The sequence below is a fragment of the Flectobacillus major DSM 103 genome (assembly GCF_000427405.1).
GTDB lineage: Bacteria > Bacteroidota > Bacteroidia > Cytophagales > Spirosomataceae > Flectobacillus > Flectobacillus major.
In genome coordinates this window covers 682,947-706,822 of the sequence record NZ_KE386491.1, presented here as the reverse complement: position 1 = coordinate 706,822, position 23,876 = coordinate 682,947, and the positions used below count along the sequence as shown (strand labels likewise).

Here is a 23,876-nt window from a genome sequence, read left to right as displayed (position 1 = left end):
TTTTGATAGCCCTCTATCCTCTTGTTCTTGTCTATTGCTCGATAAAATACTAGCTTTGCAACATGGATTTACTTACTCTTTCGGACGAGGCTAAAAACTTTATCAAGACACACGCCAACGATGACATAACTAAGCTTTTACTACAAGCTCATCGCTTTCCCAATCTTCCTGTTCCTGCATTGGTAGCCCAAATACAGGCTCGCCAAAAAGCAAAAGTAAAGCTCCCCGATTGGTACGATAACGAAAATATTATTTTTCCTCAGGCTTTATCTGTTGAACAAGGTTCGTCGCAACATACCGCACAGTTCAAAGCCAGTTTAATACAAGGCAGCAGCCTTGCCGACCTTACTGGTGGCATGGGTGTAGACACGGCGTATTTGTCACCCAAATTTGAGATAGTTTATCATATCGAACAAAACCAAGATTTACAGCAAGTTACCCAACATAATTTTGCAGAACTAGGTATTCAAAACGTCCATTTTATTGCAGGCGATTCTGTTTATTGGCTTACTAATCGCTCGGCAGAAATACCCCAATTATCATGGATATACCTCGACCCACACCGCCGCGATGATATAGGCAACAAAGTGGTTCGACTACAAGACTGCGAACCCAATATTTTAGCTATAAAAGATTTGCTGTTTCAGCATACAGCTCACATATTACTCAAGGCCTCGCCCATGCTCGATATAGACTTAGCCCTGCGGGAGCTCCCCGAAACGGTACAAGTTTGGGTAATTTCGGTAGAAAATGAAGTCAAAGAAATTTTATTTCATCTGGGTAATACCATATCTCAAGCTCCTCAAATCACGTGTGTAGCTTTACAAAAAAATCTACCTCCTCAGCAAATAAGCTTTTTCAAAGAAGAAGAAAATCGAGCAACGCCTCCGCTGAGTAAAGTACTTCGCTATTTATATGAACCCAATGTAGCACTTTTAAAAGGCGGTGTATTTAAGCTTATTACCCAATTATTTGGTGTCAAAAAAATCGCTCCGCACAGCCACCTCTATACTTCCGATACCCTCAACCCCAATTTTATTGGGCGTTCTTTTGAAGTAATAGCTGTTTGCAAGCTCGACAAAAAAGCATTAAAGCCCTTTATGCCTAACAATAAAGCCAATATTACGACTCGTAATTTCCCCTTAACCGTAAAGCAAATTCGAGAAAAAATAAAAGTACAAGAAGGAGGCAATATATATTGGTTTGCGACTACCGACAACCACAACCAAAAAGTAATAATTGTATGCCAAAAAGTGACTTCGATCAATCAATAATGTCCAATAACTAAATTATCACCCTAGAATCTACCTTACTGAATGGTTTTGCCAAGATAGTTTTGTAACTTGTAATCAACACAAAATTAGATTTTTATGAAAAAATTACTTTTAATCGTTTGCTTATTCATCAGTATTCAAGCAAGCAAAGCTCAGGTCTTTTCGGGTACGCTAGAAATTGAAAAAGCCAACAAAGAAGGATTGTACACCACTGTACCTATCGACGAAAAATATGTTAAAGAAGCATGGGCATTAGAAATAGCCAAATATGGCCGTGTAGAAACAGGTAGAAGCGGGGTTTATCGTATTACAGGAGCTAATATCCTCAGTATCAGCGATAGCCCAATACTCCTTACAAGCAGAATCTTTAGCGAAAAAAACAGAACAAAAATCTTTGTTTCATTTGGATTTGGCGACGAAGTATATATCAATGGAGGACACCCCAAATACGCTGCAGCCGAGCAATTACTCAATAATTTTGTAGAACAAATTTCGCTTCAAGAGAATGTAAGAGTACAAGAAAAAAGCATGGAAGCCGTTTCGGACAAACAAAAAAAGATTGTTAAAACGGGAGATAAGCTAGTAAGAGCCATCGAAGATAATAAGAAAGAAAAAGAAAAACTTTTGAAAAAAATCGAAGAAAATGCGTCTGAACTAGAAAAGCTACTCTCTGAAGTGGAACAAAACAAAAAAGACCAAATCAAAGCTATGGAAGATGTAAGTATTCAACAAAAGAAAGTTGAAGAAGCCAAACAAAAAATTCCTAAATACTAGACCACAACAACAATACCAAAGCCTGATACCCCAACAGTATCAGGCTTTGGTGTATATAGGCAAAATGTTTCGACATGAATATTGTTGCCATAGCCTTTGGGTTTATTGACGATAGTCGTAAAGATGGTTTAAGCTCCACGAGTAAATATCATTTCAACAAAATGCCAAATCCCTCAGTTGCCTATATCATATAGCCAACCAGAGGGATTTGTTCTATTTTTAGACAGTTTCTTTGATTTTTCTAGTTACCACCATTTTTTACACGGCCTTTTTCATCTTCTAAGCCTGTTTTACGCTGGCGTGCGGCAGCCACTTTACTATTACCAAAACGATATGAGAAGTTTAAGCGTAATACACGGCTTTCCCATTTGTTAAGTATTTGAACGTCGATGTCATTAAAAATAAATGAGCCATTGAATCGGTTAGACCAGAAAACATCGTTTACATTCAATTTCACAGTTGCTTTGTCGTTCATTAATTTCTTTTGAATACCAAATGATACTGCCCCCATCGGACGACCAGATAGCTGCCCTTCTACAAATGGCGACATATACCAGCCGCTCAATTCTAACGTAAATTTTCTAGGCAATGTAAATTGGTGCGTCATGTTGGCCTGAAAACTTGTCGCACGTGCATCCAAAGGTTGATAAATGGTCGACGCTGTACCGTCCGAGGCAATAATTGTTTTAGGAATATCGCCCACATAGTGATTATTGTACAAATTGAAATAAGTATTACTAAACCACCATTTTGTAATTGGAACTGGTACAGAGAATGCTATTCCTATATTTTCAACATAACCTATATTGATTTTTGTTTGGTTAGTTGTTTTCAAAGCATTGTTTTGTTCCAAAATATCCGTCATTACGCCATTGGTACGGCTAAAATTTACGGTAGTAGTAATAGCATCTTTGAAGGTATGCGATACTTCCAATGCGTTGGTGTATTGTGGTTGTAACAACTCATTTCCTTTTGAATAAGTATACGGGTCGAGGAAGAACAAAAATGGATTCAAATCTTCATAGCTTGGTCTGTCGATTCTACGACTAAACGAGTACCCCAATTGATGGTCTTTCGAGAGTTTTTGACGAAAGAATATACTTGGAAACAAATTGGTATAATGTCTATTTAGCAATTCTTTACCCAACAAAGTACCTTGTCCGTTGGTATTTTCGATTCGCAAACCTAATTGCATACTTACTTTTTTAAACTCCTTTGAGTAGTTTACATAGCCAGCATTGATATTTTCTTTATAAATAAAATCACGAGTCCGAGTTGGATCAAGTACTGGTGTATTTAAGTCGCCAATCAAGAAATCAAAGCGCATATCGTTGTTGGACGTAACATAACTTGATTTCAGCCCTGCTTCAAATTTGGATGTTTTATTGATTGGATACACCAAGTCTACTTTAAAAGAATAAATATTAATTTTAGCTTCTGATTTGCCATCTTCATTACGAGTTGCTCTTAAAATATGTTGATTATCGAATTTTGAAGTACGATATTTCATCGAATTATCTGCATCGTAACGGGCATAATCCAAATCTGCTGTAATTTCTCTACCAGTAGAATCAATTATGTGTTTAAAATTCAAGTTGGTCGAATAATTCCCCCATCCGTTTCTAATTGTTCCTAAAGTATTGGAAGTTGTATCTAATTGAGCAGCCGCATTTTTAATCAACATTTCGTTATTGGTATCTTCGTTCCAATTTCCATTCATGCCATTAAACAAAAACCCAATTGTATTCTTTTTATCAAGAAAATAATCTGCACCAACTTTGTAAGTAAAAGAATTATTTCTTCGTTCGTTGTTACTTACTTGGTCGAAACCTGAAATTACCTTACCATTTTCAAAGAACTTGCGATTAATGGTCTGAATTTGAAAACTTTGACGGTCATTGGCTGAAAAATTTCCAAAAACATTTATTTTTTCATTTCTATAATTCAGGTTCAATCCACCACTTTCTTTAGGTAAAGATTTATAAAAACCATAACCAGCACCAATATTGGCCGAACCATTCAATCCTATATTTTGATTCTTCTTCAAACGGATATTAATGACACCCGCATTTCCAGCGGCATCGTATTTGGCTGGTGGATTCGTCATAATTTCGATTTTATCCAATTGAGTAGCTTGCATATTACGAAGCATATTTGCCAAATCACTAGCCGACATATACGTTGGTTTGCCGTCCAACATTACCATTACATTTTGCTTTCCTTTCAACGAAATGTTACCATCTTTGTCAACTGTTACACCTGGCGATTTTTCTAAAACCTCTATAGCTGTACTTCCAGCCGACACAATTGAGTTCTCGACATTTACTACGGTTTTATCAATTTGTTGTTCAATAAAAGGTTTTTTTGCGGTAACCTGTACTTCGGCAAGTTCTTTTGATTCTTCTGCTAAAACAAGTTTGTTCAGTTTGATATGCTGATTTTCAGATGAAAGAATAAACGATGGTGTATACAATTTTTTGTACCCCAACTGCGAAATACTAATAACATAAGTCCCGTATTTTATTTTTTCAAATTCAAAAGTACCATTTACATCAGCCAAAGCTCCTTTTACTAAGCTTGAATCTTTTGCCTGTAACAAGGTAATCGTAGCAAATTCTACAATTTTACTTTTATCATCTGTAATTTGCCCTGTGATTCTCCCTTGAGCTTGTGCCTTATTATTTGCTAAACTAAATATGATAAGAATAGTGTAAATGAATGTTTTCATAATAGATAAATGTTTGGGGTTTAGATTTGTGGGCTAAACTTGTTAGATGATTCTTATTTCAAAAATATTATTATACATACTACCTTGCAATACAAACTACCTAGTAGGTTTCCCCAAAGGATAAATGGTTTAAAACTTACCATTAAAGGAAAAACTTAAATCCTAGAAGCTGTAATATGTAGCTAAGATGCAGGTTCGAAGAAAAAGGTTGCAGTAAAATCTAAAATATTATTGTTGAATATGAAGCTGTTGAAACTTTTCAAAAACAGATTTTATTGATTAATTCTTCTTCTTACTTTTTGTTTCAAGACAAAAAGTTCAAGAATTTATATACTCGCTGTGCTAAAATTCATTGCTTACGCAAGCAATTTTACAAAAGTTTCAACAGCTTCTATATATCAGTACTTTTAATTATAAATGAGAGAGCTATTTGATGTTTTAAAAATAATTTCAAAAAAAATACATACAGACTTGTCTGTATGAAAAATTGTATTTATATTTGTCTATCAAAAAAAAGATATGGACGTTAAAAGCAGAATTGTAGACACCGCATCCCGTTTATTTTATAAGCAAGGCTATAATAGTACGGGAATCAATCAAGTAATCAAAGAAGCAGAAGTTGCGAAGGCAAGTTTGTACCAATATTTTCCTTCAAAAGAAGATTTGTTGATTGAATATTTGAATGTAACAAGTAGAGTTACCAAACAGCAGTTGGAATTGGTAGTCAGTCAATTTGCCAATCCAAAAGATAAAGTTTTAGGCATATTTGATTTTTTAATTGAAATGACTGAAAGTACCTCTTTTAATGGTTGTAATTTTCTCAATATTAGTGCTGAGCTACCACAAGAAAATACCAAGGTTACTGAATTGATTAAGGCTCAAAAAAACGCTATAAGAAGTCTATTTGCAAGGATTCTGAACGATGAACACAAAGAAGAATTAGCCGATGAACTTTATGTACTTTTTGATGCTGCACTGGTTTCAAGTAAGGTTTATCAGGGTAGTTGGCCAGTAAAAACTGCTCGAAAAATTGCTGAAAAATTATTATAATCTTTTTATCCATAATAGACAGAACGGTCTGTATAAATTATAATTAAATGAAAACAAGACTTATTATTGCAATCATGCTACTAGGTAGTGCGATGACCTCCTTCTCAGGCAATATTCCTTCAAAAAAGGAAAAACATTCTTCTAAAAGAATGAGCTATCATACTATTAGCTACAAGAAAGTTAAAGTAGGCGAATTAGAAATTTTTTATCGGGAAGCTGGCAATACCAACAAACCAACGCTATTATTGCTACATGGATTTCCTTCGTCTTCGCACATGTTCCGAGATTTAATTAATGATTTATCAAACGACTATCACCTAATTGCTCCCGACTATCCAGGTTTTGGAGAAAGTGGTGCTCCTACTCCCAAAGAATATCTATATACTTTCGATAATTTAGCCAATACGATTAATCTATTTATTGATATTCTAGAACTTAAAAAGTTTAGTTTGTATGTTCAAGACTATGGCGGGCCTATTGGTTTTAGAATTGCAACACGTCGCCCAGAGTTAATCCAAGCTTTAATTGTACAAAATGCCAATGCTTATAACGAAGGCTTAGGCGAAGTACTTAAACCTTTGGTTGCCTATTTGCAAAACCCCAATCCTGAAACCGAAAAAGAGGCAAGATTCTTTTTGACTTTAGAAGCCACTAAATGGCAATATACCAACGGTGCTGAAAATACTAGCAAAATAAGTCCTGCAAGCTACACTATTGACCAGTATTATCTGAACAGAACTGGTAATGACGAAATACAATTGGCTTTATTTAGAAACTATGGAACTAATATTCCTTTGTATAATGATTGGCAAGCATATTTCAGAAAGTATCAACCTGCCACTTTGGTTATTTCAGGCAAAAATGACCAACTTTTTGTAGCCGCTGGGGCTAAGGCGTTCAAAAAAGATATTCCAGACGCACAAATTAGCTTATTAAATGGTGGTCATTTTGTACTAGAAGAGCATCATGCCGAAGCTGCGGGCTTAATAAAAGCTTTTTTGACTAGAAAAGGAATCAAATAATTTAGTACACAAAACAGACAGACCATTCTGTTTTAAGGCTTAAATAAATAGTCGCCAGTAATTATCAGAGCTTGAGCAAAATAGACGCAGTAACAATATAAATATCAACTCATTGAAGATAAACTTCAAATTAAACAATCAAACATCATGGAAAATACATCATCAGAATATCAGGAAGTATCTTGGGGAGAAAACACTTATGTTCCTTTTGTCAACGAAGAATGTGGAGATTCGCTCTGGGACGAGGTATTAAAGGAAAAAGAAGCCTTAGAAGCTAAGGTTTTAGCAATAAAAGAGCAATAAAAGAAAACATGAGTCATCCCGCATTTTGGGATAATTTCAAATAAAGACCGCTTGTTTGTATTTATTGGGATTTACGAGGTAGTCTATCGTGCTTTTTTTTCCCAATAGGATGCGACCCAAATAGTACCCTATTGGGAAAAAAGCACACAAATATTAGGTATTCATTGACTATTAATCAAACAAGGCGGTCGAAATTAGTTTTTCGACCGCCTTGTTTGTTCTAAATATTAGGGATGATACATGATAGCATCATTACAAAATTCCTCTAATTGCCAGTTTGGCTTTTGCTAAAGTAATCATACCAGTATGTCTCCATTTTTGTTTACCATTTTTAAAAGCAATCAAAGTTGGTACAGCCGTAATATTATATTTCTTTCTTAAAATTGGATTTTTATCAACATCAATTTTAATAATAGAGATTTCTTCATCCAGTTCATCAACTAACTGACCTAAAATAGGCGTAATTTTTTTACAAGGAACACACCAAGATGCAGTAAAGTCTATTATTACTGGAGTGGGTGAGGCAATTAATTCTTCGAAAGTACCTGTCATCTTATTTTGATATTTGTTGATTCTGAATTATTGAACAGCATTTTAAACAACGATAGTTCATTATCAGGATATATTTATGGCCAAACTAATATAGTACCACAAATTTATAAATAGCCTATAGAATTTCCATTGAACTAGTTTAAGAAAAGATAGGCATTCGTTAATGAAATGGTTAGTAGTGATAAAATGTAGTACCAGACACCAAAACAAACTTTATAAATTCGATACACATCTCTGCTATTTTTTGATAAACCCCTCAAAAATTCCTTTCAATCAATAAATAATACCGTCCATTAAATTTTAGCTTGGGAATACTCGGAGGAAACCTAACTTTCAAACATCAAACAAACAGATATACAAGAATTTTAAAAAACCCGTATATTCATTTTTGCTATTGTCTGTAACGTTTTCAATACAAATTGCATCAAACATTCATCCAATATTTAAACTCTATTACCATGAACGAAAAGCTATATCGCATACCTTCAAAAGCAACCTTGGGAGGTGTATGTGCAGGACTTTCTGAAAGATTTGGCATCGAAACATCAATTCTTCAATTAATATTTTTCTTCGGAACAATCATGTCGCATGGCATATTTTTCTGGATGTACATTATTTTGTGGATAGCCCTACCTGCCAAAAACGAATGGGATACCGCCAATACAACCGATACAAATCAATTTAACTTTAATAATACGACCATGAAAAAAGATTCAAGCAAAGTTTGGGGAGCAGTTTTAATTGGATTAGGATTAATATTCTTTTTAGATGAATGGATTCCTAGCTTTGATTTTGACAAATTATGGCCTTTAGTATTGATTGCGGTAGGTGGCTATATCATTTTTAAAGACAAACTACCCAACAATAACAACAACAATTCTGATTTCTAATTGCCAAAACACTCCTTGGAAATAACCCAAGTTTATTAAAAACTAAACTATTTAAGCCATGAACTCAAAAAATATTTTTACTGGTGGGCTTCTGATTTTTCTAGGTATTATTTTTCTAGGAAAAGAATATAACTGGTTTCACATCAATTGGCACGATATAGCTCGTATGTGGCCATTATTGTTAATCTATCTTGGACTCATGGCTTTTGTTGGTAAAAGCAGCCGCTCGGCCACTGTTATCTCAATTATTATGTTGGCGGTTTTTATACCTTTAACTATTGTACGTAGTTGTCAAGAAAGAATAGAATCTACTGGGATTTTTGACCGTGATAACGATGGCGATATTCATATCGACCTTGGCGACGACAGCGATAACGACGATACCGATTCTTCGTATGAGGGCAATAACGCTGGCGGAAAACAACGCATGATTGAATCAATGAATCCTGCTATCAAGAATGCCTCTTTTGAATTTGCTGGTGGTGCTGCCGAGTTTGGTATCAATGGCACTAGCAACGAACTAATAGAAGCCGATGCCGACCTCGATTTTGGTAATATTTCTTTGAAAAAAACAGGTGAAGGCGATAACCCGACGGTTAAGTTTTCGTTAAAAGGCAAAAAAAATAATATCAATTTTGATAGCGACCGCCACAATAAAGTTGACATAAAGCTCAATCCTAATGTAGCATGGGACATGAAATTTGAATTTGGTGCAGGAAAAGCTGATTTCGACCTAAGTCCTTACAAAATCAATAAGCTTTCGATTAAAACAGGTGTCACCGAAACCGATATTAAATTAGGCGACCTAAGCGACAATATCGATGTAGATGTAGAGTCGGGGCTAACGTCGATTGAATTTGATATTCCTAATAATTCGGGTTGCCGAATTAAGGTAAAAGGGGGCTTGAACAGTAAAAATTTCCAAGGATTCTCTAAAAATGGAGATTATTGGGAAACACCCGATTATGAGAAAGCCAGCAAGAAAATCCAAATAAATTTTGAAGGAGGCTTACAAGATCTAAAAGTAAAACGCTATTAATCAATATATTACCAAAATAGTCGCAAGTTGAAATTACTTGCGACTATTTTGTTTCTGCTACTGCACGATACTCTGGCAAAGCTCTATCAATACCGAATTGGTTGATTTTGGATGCAAAAAACAAATAAGTTTATTATCAGCTCCTTGCTTAGGGGTTTCATTCAACAAAATAAAGCCTTCAGCCTTCAGGCGAGCCATTTCCTCAATAATATTGGCCACTTCAAAGGCAATATGATGAATACCTTCTCCTTTTTTTTCTATAAATTTTGCGATAGGACTCTCGGGGTTGGTAGCTTCTAATAGCTCAATTTTGGTCTGTCCTGTCTGAAAAAAAGAAGTTAGTACCCCCTCCGCCTCTACCCCTTCTTGTTTGTAAGGTGTTACGCCCAATAACTTGGTGAATAAGGCGTTAGAATCCGCCAAACTCTTCACGGCAATTCCTATGTGTTCAACGTGTTGCATCTTATGGTTTTGTTTTAGTATTATTCTATATATTTGACAAATATCCGAAAAGATACATCGTTGTATATCACTAGCTATCATAAGTTAGCACAATTTCTATTTTGCACCCTTGGTGCCCCCACAAATAAAATGACAAAGAAAAAAAAATACATTCATTCCAACTTAGGTACTTCACCTGGTACATTAACTTATATTGGTCCAGATGTTGAATTTGCTACTAAAATCACCCGTATTGAATACAATGCCGATTCCTATAAAATCACCCCAATACCACATTTTAGCCAAATTAACCAAATCACACTCGACCCCAACAAACGACATTGGTTCAATATCGACGGGATTCACGAGCCTGCCGTTGTGGCTGCCATAGGCGAAATATTTCACCTCCACCCACTCATTTTGGAGGACATCATGAATACCCAACAAAAACCCAAGTTTGAATATTACGATGAAGGACAACTGTTTTTTACCTTCAAAATGACAGAATACAACCCCTTTACTCGCGAAATAGAAGTAGAACACCTCAGCTTAATACTCCTCAACAACTGTGTTATTTCTTTTCAGGAAGAACGCAACAAAGATGTGTTCAATCCTGTAATTAGCCGCATTATTGCCTCGGCTGGCAAAACTCGTAAAAACGGGGCTGATTACCTTTTGTATTGCTTAATCGACCTTGTGGTTGACCACTATTTTGAAGTGCTAGACTGCTTTTCTGAAAATATCGAAAAACTAGAAGAAGATATTATCAGCGATGCCCAATCGAAGTCGATGCGAGAGCTATACAGTATCAAAAGGGAAGTTATGTTAATGAAAAAAGTAATTTTTCCACTGCGTGAAATGATTTCGGGCTTACTCCGAGAAGACATTGATGCTATTTCGGCCAATACGGCCTTGTACCTCCGAGATGTACACGACCATACCTCTCAAGTACTCGAAAATATAGAATCCTACCGAGAACTCATTGCCTCGTTAATGGATCTCTATTTGTCGCAAGTAAGCAACAAAATGAATAATATTATGAAAGTACTTACGGTTATTTCGGTCATTTTTATGCCTTTGACTTTTGTAGCTGGTATTTATGGCATGAACTTCGACGATATGCCCGAATTACATTGGCGGTACGGGTATCCAGTAGTGTGGGGCGTTATGATTGCCTTGGTGATTGGTATGCTGATTGGCTTCAGAAAAAAAGGCTGGCTATAGTGTATTAGCATACTTATAAAGAATAAAACAGAGAAAAACCTTTTTTTTGTTTTTCTCAAAACTAGGTTTATTTTGGATGTATCAGTTCCATATTTTAGCTATTTTCTCCAAAATCACCTTTAATTTTTAACCATTACAAGATAATTTTAGCAAAAAAACAGCAACTTTTATTTAAAAACATCCAAATATCACTTGAAAAAATACAAAAAATAATTACAAAATAACAAAAATATTTTTTTAGTATTTTGAGGTTTATTTTTTAAGGATATTTATCGTGAAAATTGTTTTTTATTAAAAAGTAGCTTTAAAAATAATTACTTATAAAAACAAAAAATTATTTTTCAACTTTAAAGCCTTTTATAAGCATCCATAACAAAACATCCACAAACAGATAACTACTTGATTTTCTGATAGTTTAGTGCGATATTTGAGTATTATTTATCGTTAAGTAAGTATATATCGATAAATTTATTGAAATCACTAAAAAATCAAGAAGAGTATGGAAAGCGTGTTAGCTTCGATTTTATTAATATCTGGTCGTCCAACCCAACCATTTACAGGTGTACCACCAGTAGTTATGATAGCGTTCATGGCAATATCTTTAGCATTAATTATTTTAGGAATAGTACTTGTGAAAAAACGCCAGTCATGGGTTCAGCATTCACAAATTACCTTAGGAGAAATCGTAGAAATTAGTAAAAGATATGAACGTAGCGACAAAATGGGACAATCACCGATTTACTTCCCAGTAGTGTCTTTTACAGTGAATGGTAGAACATTCAAAATTGAGTCTGAAACTGGAATGCCAAGAATCAGTCAAGTTGGCGAAAAAGTTGAAGTTAGATTCAATCCAGAAAATCCTTATGAATCTACATTAGGTACAAGCAATATTCCTGGAACAAAACCTGGTTTATTTTTCATCTTAGGGGTGTTGTTGCTTGTTGCAAGTGCAGTACTTACTGCTCATTCGCAAGTAGCATTAGCTTTAAAATAAAAAAATAGCCGATTAATAAAAAAAGGTACGACAAAATCGTACCTTTTTTTATGCAATTTCATGCAAACTTTGCATTTTACAGAATTTCTACATGTTTTCCTCTAAAATTTTGCAAAGCTTTTTCACTAGGGTTCAAGCTTGTTATCAAATAATCTAAATCATCAATATCACAAACCTTATAGTTTTCTACCCGATTCAGTTTTTCTTCGATTACACACGATACCGTTTTCTTAGCTACAGTCATCATTTTTTGCTTCAACAATGATTCTTCAAATTGTCGTATTGCTAAGCCTTTTTGCGGATGTACGCTATTGATACCCATAAAATACAAATCGGCATTGATGTGTTCCAAATCTTGCATGGTTTTATTACCAAGTGTAATTTGGTATCTTTTATAAAAAGACCCTCCTAATAAAATCACTTCGACTTTTGGATGCTCGGCCAAGGCTGTAGCCAAATGAGGGTTATTGGTAACCACTGTAATCTCCAGATTCTTAGGCAATTGCTCGGCAATATAAAAATTAGTAGTACCACCATCCATCAAAACAATAGAATGATTTTCTATGAGTTTTTGGGCTTTCTTGGTAATTATATTAAACTCATTATTGGCGATACCCAAGCCTCGGCTTGCTTTCATCGACAAATACGAATTGGCAATAGCACCGCCGTGCACTTTTTTCAGAAGCCCTCGGTCTTCCAATTCAATAACATCCCTCCGCACACTATCGTAGGAAACATTGAGAATCTGTCCCAATTCTACTAAAGTTACTTTTTTATCAGTTCCTAACTTTTCAAGGATTAATTGTTGACGTTCTTCTTTAAGCATATTTTTAGAAACTTTACTTGCATATATTTGCATAAAATCAGCTAAACCTATATTAAACTAAGCAAATTTACAATTTATTCTTGCCAACTTCCTAAAAACATTGCAAATATTTCCCAGTATTTTGATTTTTATTGCGAAATAAAATGCAAATAAATGCAAACTTTATTGCAAGGATATGAAAACTTATTTATATATTTGTCTTGTAAAGAATTAACCATTTTTATATCTTTAGAGAATAATTAGTATTAATAATTGGATAGTAAGAATAATGTTCTGAAGGGTTATTAAAAAACGGTGATAGTTTTTAACTGTCACCGTTTTAGTTGATATACTTTTTTACAGATTTTGACAGTTCAAGGCATCAAATCTGATAAAAAACTCGCTTTACTCGTTCACTCACACTCGTCAAAATTTCATACGGAATTGTTCCAATTTTTTCGGCCAATTCCATAATAGTAAGGTCTTTACCAAACAATATCACTTCGTCGCCTTCTTGTACATTTGGGACATCGGTAATATCAATCATGGTCATATCCATACAAACACTTCCAAGCACTTTACAACGAATACCATGTACTAAAACCTCGCCAACTCCACGCCCAAACCGTCGGTCAAAGCCATCGGCATAACCAATAGCAATAGTGGCAGTACGTGTTTTACGTGTCAAAACGCCTCTACGTCCATAACCGACTGTTTCGTCGGGATTAATCGTTTTTATTTGAGAAATAACCGTTTTGAGTGTTCCTACCATTTGTAACTGTGTTTGGTCTTCTGGAGTAGCAGCCACGCCGTACAGGCCTATACCAAGCCTTACCATATCGAGGCGAGCTTCCGAAAAACGGGCAATTCCTGCCGAATTAGCAATATGTCGAGATGGTGAATAGCCAATAGCTTCTGAAATCTGATTGGCCATTGTAGTATATCGTTCTACTTGCAAATGCGTAAAATCATCAAATTGTGACTCATCGGCACCCACCAAATGACTAAATATGGTAGAAACCCAAAGATTGGGGTTATTGGTGAGTACCTGTAACAAGGTTGGTATTTCTTCTTGTTCAAAGCCCAACCTATGCATACCCGTATCGAGCTTGATATGGATTTTGGCAGTAAGTTTTCGTTCATCAATAAAATCTGAAAACTCTTGTAGGATTCGAGGGCTATAAATCTCAGGCTCAAGGTTATAATGTACAATCTGCTCGAAATCACTAGGTGAAGGGTTCATAACCATAATAGGCAAGTACACGCCATTCTGACGAAGCGAAACGCCTTCATCGGCGTATGCCACCGTTAGATAGTCGACCCCATGAAACTGCAACAGATTGGCTACTTCTGTACTTCCCGAACCATAAGCAAAAGCCTTGACCATTACCATAATTTTGGTTTGTTGACCAATCTTATCGCGATAGACATTCAGGTTATTGGTAATTGCATCAAGGTTTATTTCCAAAACAGTGCCGTGTGTTTTTTGTACCAACCTATTGACAATGCTTTCAAACCCAAACTTACGTGCCCCTTTTACCAGTACCACACTCTCACGAATGGTATCGGTTAGTTTGCTTTCCAAAAAGTCTTGGGTAGTCCTAAAAAAATGTAGTTCACCCTGACGTACGCCATTTTTCGATGGTATCGTAAATACGCTACAATTTTTGGTCAAAACCTCCCCTATCCCAATAAACATATCAATATTTTTATCGTGAACCAAATAGGCTATTTGATTATATAAATCTCGTTCGATAATACCTGTTTCTAACAAATCGCTCAAAATAAGCACTTTACGCTCTCGCTGTTTTTGTTGTGTCAAAAAATTCAGGGCAATGGTTAGGCCTGCAATATCGTTGTTATAGGTATCGTCAATCAAATAGTTTCCATGAATCCCCTGCTTGATTTCTAAACGCATAGATACAGGCCTTAAAATCTGTAGGCGAGCCTGAATCTCTAACTCATTATATCCCAAATGAATTAGGGTAACGATACAATGAATGACGTTTTCGATAGAAGCCTCATCAGTAAAAGGAATATCTAGGTTCATACCCCTTCCACCTTGAAATGGCAAATCTTCATCCTCTGTATCGCAGTCGTCCAATATTAGTGAAACTTTGGTATTTTGCTGCCCCACAACCCAATCTACCCTAATCCCAGAAGCCAACACACGTGACCACGATAGTATTTTGCAGTTGGGATTGGTATAGATAAATTCTTTCTTAACAACCTCATCAATATCGACATAGTCGGCACAATAGATAAGCGTTTGGGCTTGGTCAAATAGCTTTATTTTTTCACGGATTTTTTGGGTGGTATCGCCAAAAAACTCGTTATGAGCTGTACCAATATTGGTAAAAATCCCTATACTAGGCTGAATGATTTTTGCTAAATTGGCCATTTCGTTGGGCCGAGAAATACCCGCTTCAAAAATAGCCATAGAGTGATTTTTGCCAATTTGCCAAACCGACAAAGGCACACCTATTTGCGAATTATAACTTTTGGGGCTTTTGATAACCTGAAAACGATTGCCTAGCAACTGCGAAAGCCATTCTTTTACAACGGTTTTGCCGTTGCTGCCAGTTACACCAATCACAGGTAAATTAAACTGATTGCGGTGTTCACGGGCAATATCTTGCATAGCCGCTATGCTACTATTAACTTGCCAAACTTTTGCATCAACCATACGGTTGAGCTCACGCATGACAATACTTGTACAGCCTGCTTTTTCTACAACAAACTCACGAACTCCTTTTCGATAAAGGTCGTCGAGGTATTGATGTCCATCATGGTGCAATCCTTTAATAGCAAAAAAAATAGAATTACTCGGAGAAGATAGCTGACGACTATCGTTCAGTAAATATTGTGCGTTGGTGACAATGGGCTCTGTCTGAAATTTCATGGTATAATGGTTTCAATCCTTAGAATAGGAACAAAAAAAATGAGGCAAAAATTGCCTCACTTCTTTTAAAATTTCATTAGAAAACCATAAGCTTCTTATTCTAAAGCAGCTACACCTGGTAATATTTTGCCTTCCATATACTCTAATAAAGCACCTCCACCTGTCGACACATACGATACTCGCTCGCCATAACCAGCGTTGTTGACAGCCGAGGCCGAATCACCACCACCAATCAACGAAAATGCACCGTTTTCTTCAGTTGCTTTTACTACTGCATCGGCAATAGCATTTGTACCGATAGCAAAATTAGGGAACTCAAATACTCCCATTGGGCCATTCCACAGTACAGTTTTTGAGCTAGCAATTACTTCGCTAAATAATTCAACTGTTTTTGGGCCAATATCTAATCCTTCCCAGCCATCAGGAATCTCGCCACGGTTAACAATTTGGCGCTCGGCATCGTTGCTAAATTTATCGGCACACATATTGTCTAATGGCATATAAATATTTACACCTTTAACCGCTGCCTTTTCCAACAACGACTTAGCCAAATCTACTTTATCTGGCTCGCTGATTGACTTACCAATTTTGCCACCTTCTGCCAACGAGAATGTGTAAGTCATACCACCACCAATAATGAGGTTGTCTACCTTATCCAATAAACGTTCGATAATCAAGATTTTATCAGAAATTTTAGAACCACCCATAATAGCGGTGAAAGGACGTTCTGCGCTTTCCAAAATTTTCTTGGCATTTTCAATTTCGGCAGACATCACATAACCACAGATACGGTCTTCAAAAAACTGGCCAATTACGGCTGTTGAAGCATGAGCACGGTGAGCTGTACCAAAAGCATCATTTACCCAAACATCGCCTAATTTCGACAACTTTTCAGCAAATTCTACATTTCCTTTTTCCTCTTCTTTATAAAAACGAAGGTTTTCTAACAACAAGATTTCGCCTGGTTGTAAGCTTGCAGCTTGGTCATAAGCCGACTGTCCGATACAATCGTCGGCAAATTTTACTTTGCGACCAAATACTACAGAAAGCGGGTTAACTAAGTGTTTTAACGAATATTTTTCGGTAGGACCGTCCTTTGGTCTTCCTAAGTGTGACATCAAAATAACCGAGCCACCGTCATTAAGAATTTTGGTAATAGTAGGAATAGTAGCCTTAATACGAGTGTCGTCAGTGATTTCAAAACGCTCGTTTAATGGAACGTTAAAGTCAACACGAATTAATGCACGCTTGCCTGCAAAATTGTAGGAATTGACAGTCTTCATTTTTCTTCTTTTGTTAATAGTTGTTTATTTATTGGGAGATTTATGGATAAACAAGAAAAAAATTACGAAACACACGGTTCTTTCAAAATAATATTATGCAAAATAACTATTTCATAAAATTATTATTACCTAAAATGCTTCCGCTATTCATTTCTAAAATCTTCGTAACAAATATACATTTTTCAAGAATAATTCACGAAAAAACACAATCATTTGAGTATTTTTTATCAATCATTATATGTTATTTACTATTTTTTAAAAGAATAATAAAATAAAAATCATTTTTAGTAATACCTTCAATGGTCTTGCCAAATCTACCCATTACTATGTATTTAAGAGGGCTTTTGATTCGTTATTGTTTCAAACCTCCCCTACCTTTGTAACGACTTTAAAGGAGCTATAAAATCATGCAATTAGAAAAAAGGGAGCTGCCCCCCAAATATTACCTAACATATTTCCAGTATTTGATTGACTTTGTCCAAAAAAAATATGCTCATATATTGAATGGGCAGGAAGAAGCTTTTTTGGCACAATTTCAGCACCTCACCGAAGATGAACAATGCCTTTATATTAGGTTTTCTAATAGAAGAGGCTCTTTTTTTAAGACAGACAAACTCAAATATGCCGAAATAGGCAATATCCCCAATGTGTTGAGAAGTCTCGTCGAAAAAGGCTTTTTGGAGTCGCTCAACGAACAACACGCTCCATTGAGCGGTGGAGTGTTAGAGATTTATAATAAAGCCGAACTGATTACATTGGCCAAACTTCTCAATCTGGACACCAAAGGTAAAAATGCCCTCAAAAAAGAAGAACTGCTCGACTGGCTACTAGAATCGGTGCCGTTTGGCGATATGCTGGCATGGCTCAACCCCAATCAACTCGAAGCAGACTATCCTTTAGTTATCAAAGTAGCCTTTGAAGAGGAAGTTCAGATGTTAAAATTCCTATTTTTTGGTTCAAGATACGGCGATATGTCTGAGTTTGTAGTTCGGGATTTGGGCTTTCAAACTTACGAGCAATTTGATATTGAGAATCTTGTTCCTCATTTCCAAAGCCGTACCGAAGCCGAAGATAAACTCAAGGTCAGCCTAGCCAGAGAGGATTTTTACCTAATGCAAGAACAAAAAGTAGAAGTGTTAGATATATACAATTGGTTTATGTCTTGGACAGAGATCCATTTCAAAAATCTATCCGAAATAGCCCTTCCTACGTATTATCGGTTTGCACTAAAAGTAGCTACCTTTTTTGAAAAAGCCAAAGAACTAGACATGGCATTGTCTGTATTTAGGCTTACACAAGAGCCCCCTTCCCGTGAGCGACAAGTGCGTATATTACAGAAACAAAAAAGCTTGGAAGAGGCCATAGCTCTTTGTGAGCTGATGCTGGCCGAACCTTATAATGCCGATGAACAGTTTTTTGCCCTTGACTTCCTCAACCGCCTAGAAGCTATGGCTCAGAAGAAAAAAGTCAAAAAGGCTGTTACTCAGCAGCTCCATAGTGCCGATAGCATTAGGCTAGATAAATCATGGCAACGTCAGGTAGAGTTTGGTGTAATACATTATTATGAGCAACTCCACAAAAAGGCAGCTTTTACCGAAAATCACCTTTGGCGAAGTTTGTTTGGTTTGCTATTCTGGGATATTATTTTCGATACCGAAAGTATGGCTATTCATCACCCTTTACAGCGTTCACCTTCCGATTTATTTAAGCCTACATTCTTTGAAAAAAGAAAAACCAAGATGGAAGAACGCCTAAAGGTACTGGAAGATTCTGACCTCTGTAATGCGTATTTTCATACAACTTTTTTTGAAAAATTTGGCATTACCAACCCATTGGTAGACTGGTATGGTGGGCTATTTCCATTGGTACTCACCTTGCTTGAAAAGCTTTCGCCCGAACAAATCAGTGCCGTTATGTTAGAAATGGCCAAGAATTTACGAGAACACGTAAGGGGATTCCCCGACCTTTTGATATGGGACGATGCCGAGTATCAGTTTATCGAGGTAAAGTCGCCAACTGATAGCCTTTCAAACCAACAATTGTATTGGCTCAAGTTCTTTGAAACCATCAATTTACGAGCAAAAGTACTCAGAATAGAATGGCAAAAACCCCTTGAAGATAGCTCAGAATAAGTATTTTTAACAAAATTTAATGTCTATTTAACACAATTTGGATAATTCTAACACTTATAGGGCTATTGGCGTATATAACCATATTTCGGCTTTGATTATTCAAAGAATCTTCCAATGGGGCTTGGATATACCAAAAATAATCGCTAAGTTTAATTAAGGAAATCGCCCGAAACGTTCTAAAGCCCTGTCTAAATGATAGGGCTTTTATAACTAAATTTAGTTTGGAGCTGGGCAGAAGTTAGCTTATCCATAAAAGCATGTATACGCTAGTTTCAGGCTCCAAACTTGGGCAACAGTTTTATCTTCCGTACTCAGCTACACTCGAAGGAGCATGCAGGTAAATCTGTTCAATCAAACTCATTGGTGGGTTTAGCTGGGAGTAAAATTATCTTTTAACCTTAAACAACGAGTGCGTATGAAATTACAGGTGCATTCAATTCACTTCGACGCAGACAGAAAGCTGCTGGAGTTTATCCAATCAAAATTAAATAAATTGGATACGTTTTACGACCGAATCACAGGAGGGGAAGTTTTCCTTAAACTCGACAAAGGGGAAAGCACGAAGGTAAAAGGCAAAACGTTAGAAGTGAAAATTAGCTTACCCGGAGCTACATTATTTGTAAGGGAGATGGCAACAACTTTTGAAGAGGCTATGGATATCGCCATCGAAGCTCTAAAAATTCAACTCAAACGATTTAAAGAAAAAATAAAAGAAAAATCCGTAGGAAGTCGCCAAGTAATTTTGGACTTATCTATGACTACAGAGAGTTAGTGTTTATTTCAATGATAAGTAAAGTACAAAACGCCTATATTATATTCTAATATGGGCGTTTTTTTATGCTCTATGTAGGTGTATGGCTCGTAACAATAAAAAAGGAGGCACCTTATGAAGCCTCCCTTTTCTAATAAAAATCAAAAACGATATTATGCCAAATCAAATTTAGCCTTTACTGCATCTACATAATCTAGTTTTTCCCAAGTAAATAATTCTACTTCTTTCTCGATTACGCTGCCATCTGGCGATTTGAATGTTTTTGTAACTACCTCGTTTTTACGTCCCATGTGGCCATAAGCGGCTGTTTCTGAGTAAATTGGATTTCTTAATTTCAATCTTTGCTCAATGAAATACGGACGCATATCAAAAATTTCTTCTACTTTACGAGCAATTTCGCCGTCGGTTAAATCAACTTTAGCAGTACCATAAGTATTGACATATACGCCACAAGGCTTAGCAACACCAATAGCATAAGAAACTTGAACCAAAACCTCATCGCATAAGCCAGCAGCTACCAAGTTTTTGGCAACGTGACGAGTAGCATAAGCCGCCGAACGGTCTACTTTAGAAGGGTCTTTTCCAGAGAATGCACCACCACCATGAGCGCCCTTGCCACCGTAAGTATCTACGATAATTTTACGGCCAGTCAAACCTGTATCTCCGTGTGGACCACCAATTACAAATTTACCAGTTGGGTTGATATGGTACGTAATAGCATCGCTAAACAAAGCTTGCAATTCTTCGCTTAATTTAGCTTTTACTCTTGGAATCACAATGTTTACTAAATCGCTCTTGATTTTAGCCAACATCACTTCATCTTCAGCAAAGTCATCGTGCTGAGTAGAAACAACAATGGTGTCGATTCTTTGAGGAACATTGTTGTCAGAATATTCAATAGTAACCTGAGACTTTGCATCTGGACGCAAATAACCAATCAATTCTGGCTCGTTGTTGCGAATATAAGAAAGCTCTTGCAAGATTTTGTGAGCCAAATCCAATGCCAATGGCATATAGTTTTCGGTTTCTTTGGTTGCATAACCAAACATCATGCCTTGGTCACCAGCACCTTGATCTTCAGGATTGGTACGTTCAACGCCTTGGTTAATATCTGCAGATTGGTCGTGAATAGCCGAAAGAATTCCACAAGAATTTGCTTCAAACATATATTCTGACTTAGTGTACCCTATTTTACGGATAACCTCACGTGCAATACTTTGTACATCTAAGTAAGTATTTGTTTTTACTTCACCTGCCAAAACAACCTGACCTGTTGTAACTAATGTTTCGCAAGCTACTTTAGAAGAAGGGTCAAACGCCATAAAATTGTCAATAAGGGCGTCTGATATTTGGTCAGCAACTTTATCTGGGTGTCCTTCAGAAACTGACTCAGAGGTGAAAAGATATGCCATTTCTAAAAAAAAATTTAATTTTGAAATTTCTCAGGAATTGTTTCACAAAGCTACAACTAATATTTCTAAATGACAATTTGGCTTTAATGTCAAGTAGATTATAGATAAATTATCTTAAATAATACCATAATTTCCTAAAAAAAACTGCTACAGCCGAAATAATAAAAGGAATTATTGGAACGGTTCTCATTATAGCGATGTCATCTTCTAGGCGGGTGTCTTCATCTAAGAATTTTAATATTTGTGATGGTTTGTTTTTACTAAATAATCGGGTAAATATATCTTTGGCACTATGGCGTTTTTTGAGCATTACGTCTAGCAATACACTGTCTAGGTAGTCTTTCCATGTGGCTGCATATTCAGGAAAAAACCAACTTTCTTTTTGATAGTCAAAAGTATCAAAATCGCCATTTACTTGTTCTAATTCGGCAACTAACTGTTTTAGCTTGCGTTGGGTTCGGCTGAAACTATAACCTGTCGAGGCTTTGACATAGCCCCCCGATGTACCTATGCGTATTACATACGGAAATGGGATTTGTACGTGAGGTTCGTCCGACATCGGAATAATACCATTTTCAACCTCATGAATTTGATATTTTTCAATCTTTAAAAACTCCTGAATATAGGCCTTCAAATGTTGCTCATAAATAGTATCTTCCAGTAAATTATCTGAGAAAATCGTAAACTCTACTAATGCTTTTCGGGTAGATTGAGGTAAAACATATACAAAACGACATTCGTTGTGCTGGTCTATTCTAAAATCAAACATAGTAGGTTTTTCTATATCAAATACCTCTTCGTTAGTTTCTATAACCCAGCCCTTAAAGTGCTGTAACATCTGGCTGTAATGCCAATTGGTATAAGGCAAGCGGAATGTACTATCAAATACCATTTTTTGAGCTATAAATGTACCTTGCTGTGTTTTTACGATACCTCCAATAGGCTCTTTGCCCGTAACTTGCTCAACCACAGTATGTAAGAATACAATATTAGGATTGACGGATAGTTGTTGGTGCATATAGTCGTAGAAGTCAACGCTACGAATCATTTTATAACGATAGGAATCAATTGGTAAAAAAGCTGAGAACTGATTGCTTCCATGAAACCAAATACCTTTCCATTGCTGATGAACAAGATGGTCGAAATCGCCTTGTCCATTTTCCCAGAAACTCCACGTTTTGTCGTTGGTTTGTTTGGTATCTTGGTCAATTATTAAGATTTTGGCTGTTTTAAATTTACTTTGATTCAAATAATAGGCTGTCGACAAACCTGCCAACCCACCTCCTACAATGATAAAATCATAGGTTTGGGACGCTTCATCAACGGTTGAGTGTTTCATAATAGTTACCTTTTTTTAGTATGTATCAAATAATAAGAAGAAAACCCTATCAATACCGATAGGGTTTGCGAAATAACAAGAATATTTTGTAAATATTGTCTAAGGTTATAGGCTAATAACGAATACCCCAGAATGGATTTCGATAAGCTTTGATGGTTTCTTTGATATAATCCGACAAGATTTTATCGTATTCTCGGTCGGTAATAACCTTACCTTTGGGCTTTTTCAGAGTAGTTTCCTTTGTAAGTTTTTTAAATTCTATTTTGTCTGCTAACAAAATCACATTACCATCATTAATATCCAATTCCATGATAAGGCCTGGTAGTCCAAAATAGCGTTCTGGGCCAGCTTGTATAGGTATATCTTGGGCAAACCAAGCTACAATTTTTTGATGTTTGACAGTATCTTCGGTAATGGCTTTCATACAAATATAGCCATTGATATCCTTTATTTGGTTCATGATTTTCCAGTTAGGTACGTGTAGCGAGTCGTTGACAATGTACGTTTTACCCAACATTTCGATAACCTCTAACTTTCTTTCAGTTTCAAAGTTACGATGAATAAGGTATTCTTCTTTTCGCCAAGAATAACCGCCATCTTCTTCGTTGTCTTCGCCATACGTAAAGAGGCTTTCTGTTGGTTTAAAATAAAGCATCATTTTTTGTTTCCAACCGTCGTCACTGGTACCCCATGTTAGTTTGATACGATCTTTTTCTTCGGCACTGAGGTATTTCATTCCTGAGGCTATTTTAGCCCAAAAGGTTTGTCGAGTATAGGTAACAATGCCTTCGTCTTTTACTTCTTGACCAAAAGCAAGCTGTGTACAGCACAAGTATAATATAATTAGTAATTTCTTCATATAATTTAAGTAGTCTTGATATTAAATAATGACAAACTGTTTACGACCGTGTTTCAATGAGTAAGCTAACTATTAACTATT

The 23,876-nt window shown here is 36.1% G+C and carries 20 protein-coding genes; 11 read left to right on the top strand and 9 right to left on the bottom strand.

Annotated features, from left to right (window positions below; all coding sequences use genetic code 11):
* The first annotated feature begins 62 nt into the window (after positions 1-62).
* Both FLEMA_RS0104795 and FLEMA_RS0104790 read left to right on the top strand, forming a co-directional pair.
* Complete coding sequence (locus FLEMA_RS0104795) at positions 63-1,274, top strand: class I SAM-dependent methyltransferase (protein ID WP_026994476.1); 1,212 nt, start codon at positions 63-65, stop codon at positions 1,272-1,274.
* 96 nt (positions 1,275-1,370) lie between these two features.
* Positions 1,371-2,048, top strand: coding sequence for a hypothetical protein (locus tag FLEMA_RS0104790; RefSeq protein WP_026994475.1), 678 nt, complete (start codon positions 1,371-1,373; stop codon positions 2,046-2,048).
* A 241-nt stretch (positions 2,049-2,289) separates the two neighbouring features.
* Here the strand turns inward: FLEMA_RS0104790 and FLEMA_RS0104775 are convergent, their stop codons facing one another.
* Positions 2,290-4,776: a TonB-dependent receptor gene (locus tag FLEMA_RS0104775; RefSeq protein WP_026994474.1), complete on the bottom strand. Its 2,487-nt coding sequence runs from the start codon at positions 4,774-4,776 to the stop codon at positions 2,290-2,292.
* 519 nt (positions 4,777-5,295) lie between these two features.
* On the opposite strand from FLEMA_RS0104775, the gene FLEMA_RS0104770 reads away from it, so the two are divergent.
* From FLEMA_RS0104770 to FLEMA_RS76905, 3 genes are all read left to right on the top strand, one after another.
* A complete protein-coding gene (locus FLEMA_RS0104770; protein WP_026994473.1) occupies positions 5,296-5,826 on the top strand; it encodes a TetR/AcrR family transcriptional regulator in 531 nt (176 codons plus the stop codon).
* Positions 5,827-5,873: 47 nt separating this feature from the next.
* The gene (locus FLEMA_RS0104765) at positions 5,874-6,848 is read left to right on the top strand and encodes an alpha/beta fold hydrolase (RefSeq protein ID WP_144080042.1); all 975 of its coding nucleotides are present in this window, start codon (positions 5,874-5,876) and stop codon (positions 6,846-6,848) included.
* A gap of 147 nt (positions 6,849-6,995) precedes the next feature.
* Positions 6,996-7,151, top strand: a complete 156-nt coding sequence (locus FLEMA_RS76905) for a hypothetical protein (RefSeq protein WP_159102653.1) — start codon at positions 6,996-6,998, stop codon at positions 7,149-7,151.
* 252 nt (positions 7,152-7,403) lie between these two features.
* On the opposite strand, the gene FLEMA_RS0104755 is transcribed toward FLEMA_RS76905, so the two are convergent.
* Positions 7,404-7,703: a thioredoxin family protein gene (locus tag FLEMA_RS0104755; protein WP_026994471.1), complete on the bottom strand. Its 300-nt coding sequence runs from the start codon at positions 7,701-7,703 to the stop codon at positions 7,404-7,406.
* 458 nt (positions 7,704-8,161) lie between these two features.
* Here FLEMA_RS0104755 and FLEMA_RS0104745 point away from each other — a divergent pair, with 458 nt between their 5' ends.
* Complete coding sequence (locus FLEMA_RS0104745; protein WP_026994470.1) at positions 8,162-8,593, top strand: PspC domain-containing protein; 432 nt, start codon at positions 8,162-8,164, stop codon at positions 8,591-8,593.
* Positions 8,594-8,651: 58 nt separating this feature from the next.
* Positions 8,652-9,632 carry a toast rack family protein gene (locus FLEMA_RS75890; protein WP_052353953.1) on the top strand — a complete coding sequence of 327 codons (981 nt, stop codon included), beginning with the start codon at positions 8,652-8,654 and terminating at the stop codon, positions 9,630-9,632.
* A 57-nt stretch (positions 9,633-9,689) separates the two neighbouring features.
* On the opposite strand, the gene mce is transcribed toward FLEMA_RS75890, so the two are convergent.
* A complete protein-coding gene (gene mce, locus FLEMA_RS0104735) occupies positions 9,690-10,094 on the bottom strand; it encodes a methylmalonyl-CoA epimerase (protein ID WP_026994469.1) in 405 nt (134 codons plus the stop codon).
* Positions 10,095-10,223: 129 nt separating this feature from the next.
* On the opposite strand from mce, the gene corA reads away from it, so the two are divergent.
* Together corA and FLEMA_RS0104725 are read left to right on the top strand one after the other, a co-directional pair.
* The gene (gene corA / locus FLEMA_RS0104730; RefSeq protein WP_026994468.1) at positions 10,224-11,297 is read left to right on the top strand and encodes a magnesium/cobalt transporter CorA; all 1,074 of its coding nucleotides are present in this window, start codon (positions 10,224-10,226) and stop codon (positions 11,295-11,297) included.
* Between the two features lie 499 nt (positions 11,298-11,796).
* Positions 11,797-12,291 (top strand): DUF3592 domain-containing protein, encoded by a 495-nt coding sequence (locus tag FLEMA_RS0104725; RefSeq protein ID WP_026994467.1) that lies wholly within the window; start codon positions 11,797-11,799, stop codon positions 12,289-12,291.
* A gap of 76 nt (positions 12,292-12,367) precedes the next feature.
* Here the strand turns inward: FLEMA_RS0104725 and FLEMA_RS0104720 are convergent, their stop codons facing one another.
* The 3 genes from FLEMA_RS0104720 to FLEMA_RS0104710 form a co-directional block, all read right to left on the bottom strand.
* Positions 12,368-13,117 carry a DeoR/GlpR family DNA-binding transcription regulator gene (locus tag FLEMA_RS0104720; protein ID WP_026994466.1) on the bottom strand — a complete coding sequence of 250 codons (750 nt, stop codon included), beginning with the start codon at positions 13,115-13,117 and terminating at the stop codon, positions 12,368-12,370.
* A 361-nt stretch (positions 13,118-13,478) separates the two neighbouring features.
* Positions 13,479-15,998 (bottom strand): bifunctional UDP-N-acetylmuramoyl-tripeptide:D-alanyl-D-alanine ligase/alanine racemase, encoded by a 2,520-nt coding sequence (locus FLEMA_RS0104715; RefSeq protein ID WP_026994465.1) that lies wholly within the window; start codon positions 15,996-15,998, stop codon positions 13,479-13,481.
* 95 nt (positions 15,999-16,093) lie between these two features.
* The gene (locus tag FLEMA_RS0104710; protein ID WP_026994464.1) at positions 16,094-17,281 is read right to left on the bottom strand and encodes a phosphoglycerate kinase; all 1,188 of its coding nucleotides are present in this window, start codon (positions 17,279-17,281) and stop codon (positions 16,094-16,096) included.
* Between the two features lie 407 nt (positions 17,282-17,688).
* Between FLEMA_RS0104710 and FLEMA_RS0104700 the strand changes: the two genes are divergently transcribed.
* On the top strand, positions 17,689-19,413 hold the full coding sequence (locus FLEMA_RS0104700; protein ID WP_052353951.1) for a VRR-NUC domain-containing protein: 1,725 nt from the start codon (positions 17,689-17,691) through the stop codon (positions 19,411-19,413).
* 415 nt (positions 19,414-19,828) lie between these two features.
* The gene (hpf, locus tag FLEMA_RS67515; RefSeq protein ID WP_044170810.1) at positions 19,829-20,185 is read left to right on the top strand and encodes a ribosome hibernation-promoting factor, HPF/YfiA family; all 357 of its coding nucleotides are present in this window, start codon (positions 19,829-19,831) and stop codon (positions 20,183-20,185) included.
* Between the two features lie 152 nt (positions 20,186-20,337).
* Here the strand turns inward: hpf and metK are convergent, their stop codons facing one another.
* From metK to FLEMA_RS0104680, 3 genes are all read right to left on the bottom strand, one after another.
* Positions 20,338-21,597, bottom strand: coding sequence for a methionine adenosyltransferase (gene metK / locus FLEMA_RS0104690; protein ID WP_026994462.1), 1,260 nt, complete (start codon positions 21,595-21,597; stop codon positions 20,338-20,340).
* Positions 21,598-21,706: 109 nt separating this feature from the next.
* The gene (locus FLEMA_RS0104685; RefSeq protein WP_044170808.1) at positions 21,707-22,936 is read right to left on the bottom strand and encodes a lycopene cyclase family protein; all 1,230 of its coding nucleotides are present in this window, start codon (positions 22,934-22,936) and stop codon (positions 21,707-21,709) included.
* Positions 22,937-23,048: 112 nt separating this feature from the next.
* On the bottom strand, positions 23,049-23,795 hold the full coding sequence (locus FLEMA_RS0104680) for a GLPGLI family protein (RefSeq protein ID WP_026994460.1): 747 nt from the start codon (positions 23,793-23,795) through the stop codon (positions 23,049-23,051).
* Positions 23,796-23,876: the final 81 nt, after the last annotated feature.

What these genes read in the sequence shown, in the direction of transcription:
- FLEMA_RS0104795 (WP_026994476.1), top strand. Translation starts at nt 63, where the DNA reads ATGGATTTACTTACTCTTTCGGACGAGGCTAAAAACTTTATCAAGACA.
- FLEMA_RS0104790 (WP_026994475.1), top strand. Translation starts at nt 1,371, where the DNA reads ATGAAAAAATTACTTTTAATCGTTTGCTTATTCATCAGTATTCAAGCA.
- FLEMA_RS0104775 (WP_026994474.1), bottom strand. Translation starts at nt 4,776, where the DNA reads ATGAAAACATTCATTTACACTATTCTTATCATATTTAGTTTAGCAAAT.
- FLEMA_RS0104770 (WP_026994473.1), top strand. Translation starts at nt 5,296, where the DNA reads ATGGACGTTAAAAGCAGAATTGTAGACACCGCATCCCGTTTATTTTAT.
- FLEMA_RS0104765 (WP_144080042.1), top strand. Translation starts at nt 5,874, where the DNA reads ATGAAAACAAGACTTATTATTGCAATCATGCTACTAGGTAGTGCGATG.
- FLEMA_RS76905 (WP_159102653.1), top strand. Translation starts at nt 6,996, where the DNA reads ATGGAAAATACATCATCAGAATATCAGGAAGTATCTTGGGGAGAAAAC.
- FLEMA_RS0104755 (WP_026994471.1), bottom strand. Translation starts at nt 7,703, where the DNA reads ATGACAGGTACTTTCGAAGAATTAATTGCCTCACCCACTCCAGTAATA.
- FLEMA_RS0104745 (WP_026994470.1), top strand. Translation starts at nt 8,162, where the DNA reads ATGAACGAAAAGCTATATCGCATACCTTCAAAAGCAACCTTGGGAGGT.
- FLEMA_RS75890 (WP_052353953.1), top strand. Translation starts at nt 8,652, where the DNA reads ATGAACTCAAAAAATATTTTTACTGGTGGGCTTCTGATTTTTCTAGGT.
- mce (WP_026994469.1), bottom strand. Translation starts at nt 10,094, where the DNA reads ATGCAACACGTTGAACACATAGGAATTGCCGTGAAGAGTTTGGCGGAT.
- corA (WP_026994468.1), top strand. Translation starts at nt 10,224, where the DNA reads ATGACAAAGAAAAAAAAATACATTCATTCCAACTTAGGTACTTCACCT.
- FLEMA_RS0104725 (WP_026994467.1), top strand. Translation starts at nt 11,797, where the DNA reads ATGGAAAGCGTGTTAGCTTCGATTTTATTAATATCTGGTCGTCCAACC.
- FLEMA_RS0104720 (WP_026994466.1), bottom strand. Translation starts at nt 13,117, where the DNA reads ATGCTTAAAGAAGAACGTCAACAATTAATCCTTGAAAAGTTAGGAACT.
- FLEMA_RS0104715 (WP_026994465.1), bottom strand. Translation starts at nt 15,998, where the DNA reads ATGAAATTTCAGACAGAGCCCATTGTCACCAACGCACAATATTTACTG.
- FLEMA_RS0104710 (WP_026994464.1), bottom strand. Translation starts at nt 17,281, where the DNA reads ATGAAGACTGTCAATTCCTACAATTTTGCAGGCAAGCGTGCATTAATT.
- FLEMA_RS0104700 (WP_052353951.1), top strand. Translation starts at nt 17,689, where the DNA reads ATGCAATTAGAAAAAAGGGAGCTGCCCCCCAAATATTACCTAACATAT.
- hpf (WP_044170810.1), top strand. Translation starts at nt 19,829, where the DNA reads ATGAAATTACAGGTGCATTCAATTCACTTCGACGCAGACAGAAAGCTG.
- metK (WP_026994462.1), bottom strand. Translation starts at nt 21,597, where the DNA reads ATGGCATATCTTTTCACCTCTGAGTCAGTTTCTGAAGGACACCCAGAT.
- FLEMA_RS0104685 (WP_044170808.1), bottom strand. Translation starts at nt 22,936, where the DNA reads ATGAAACACTCAACCGTTGATGAAGCGTCCCAAACCTATGATTTTATC.
- FLEMA_RS0104680 (WP_026994460.1), bottom strand. Translation starts at nt 23,795, where the DNA reads ATGAAGAAATTACTAATTATATTATACTTGTGCTGTACACAGCTTGCT.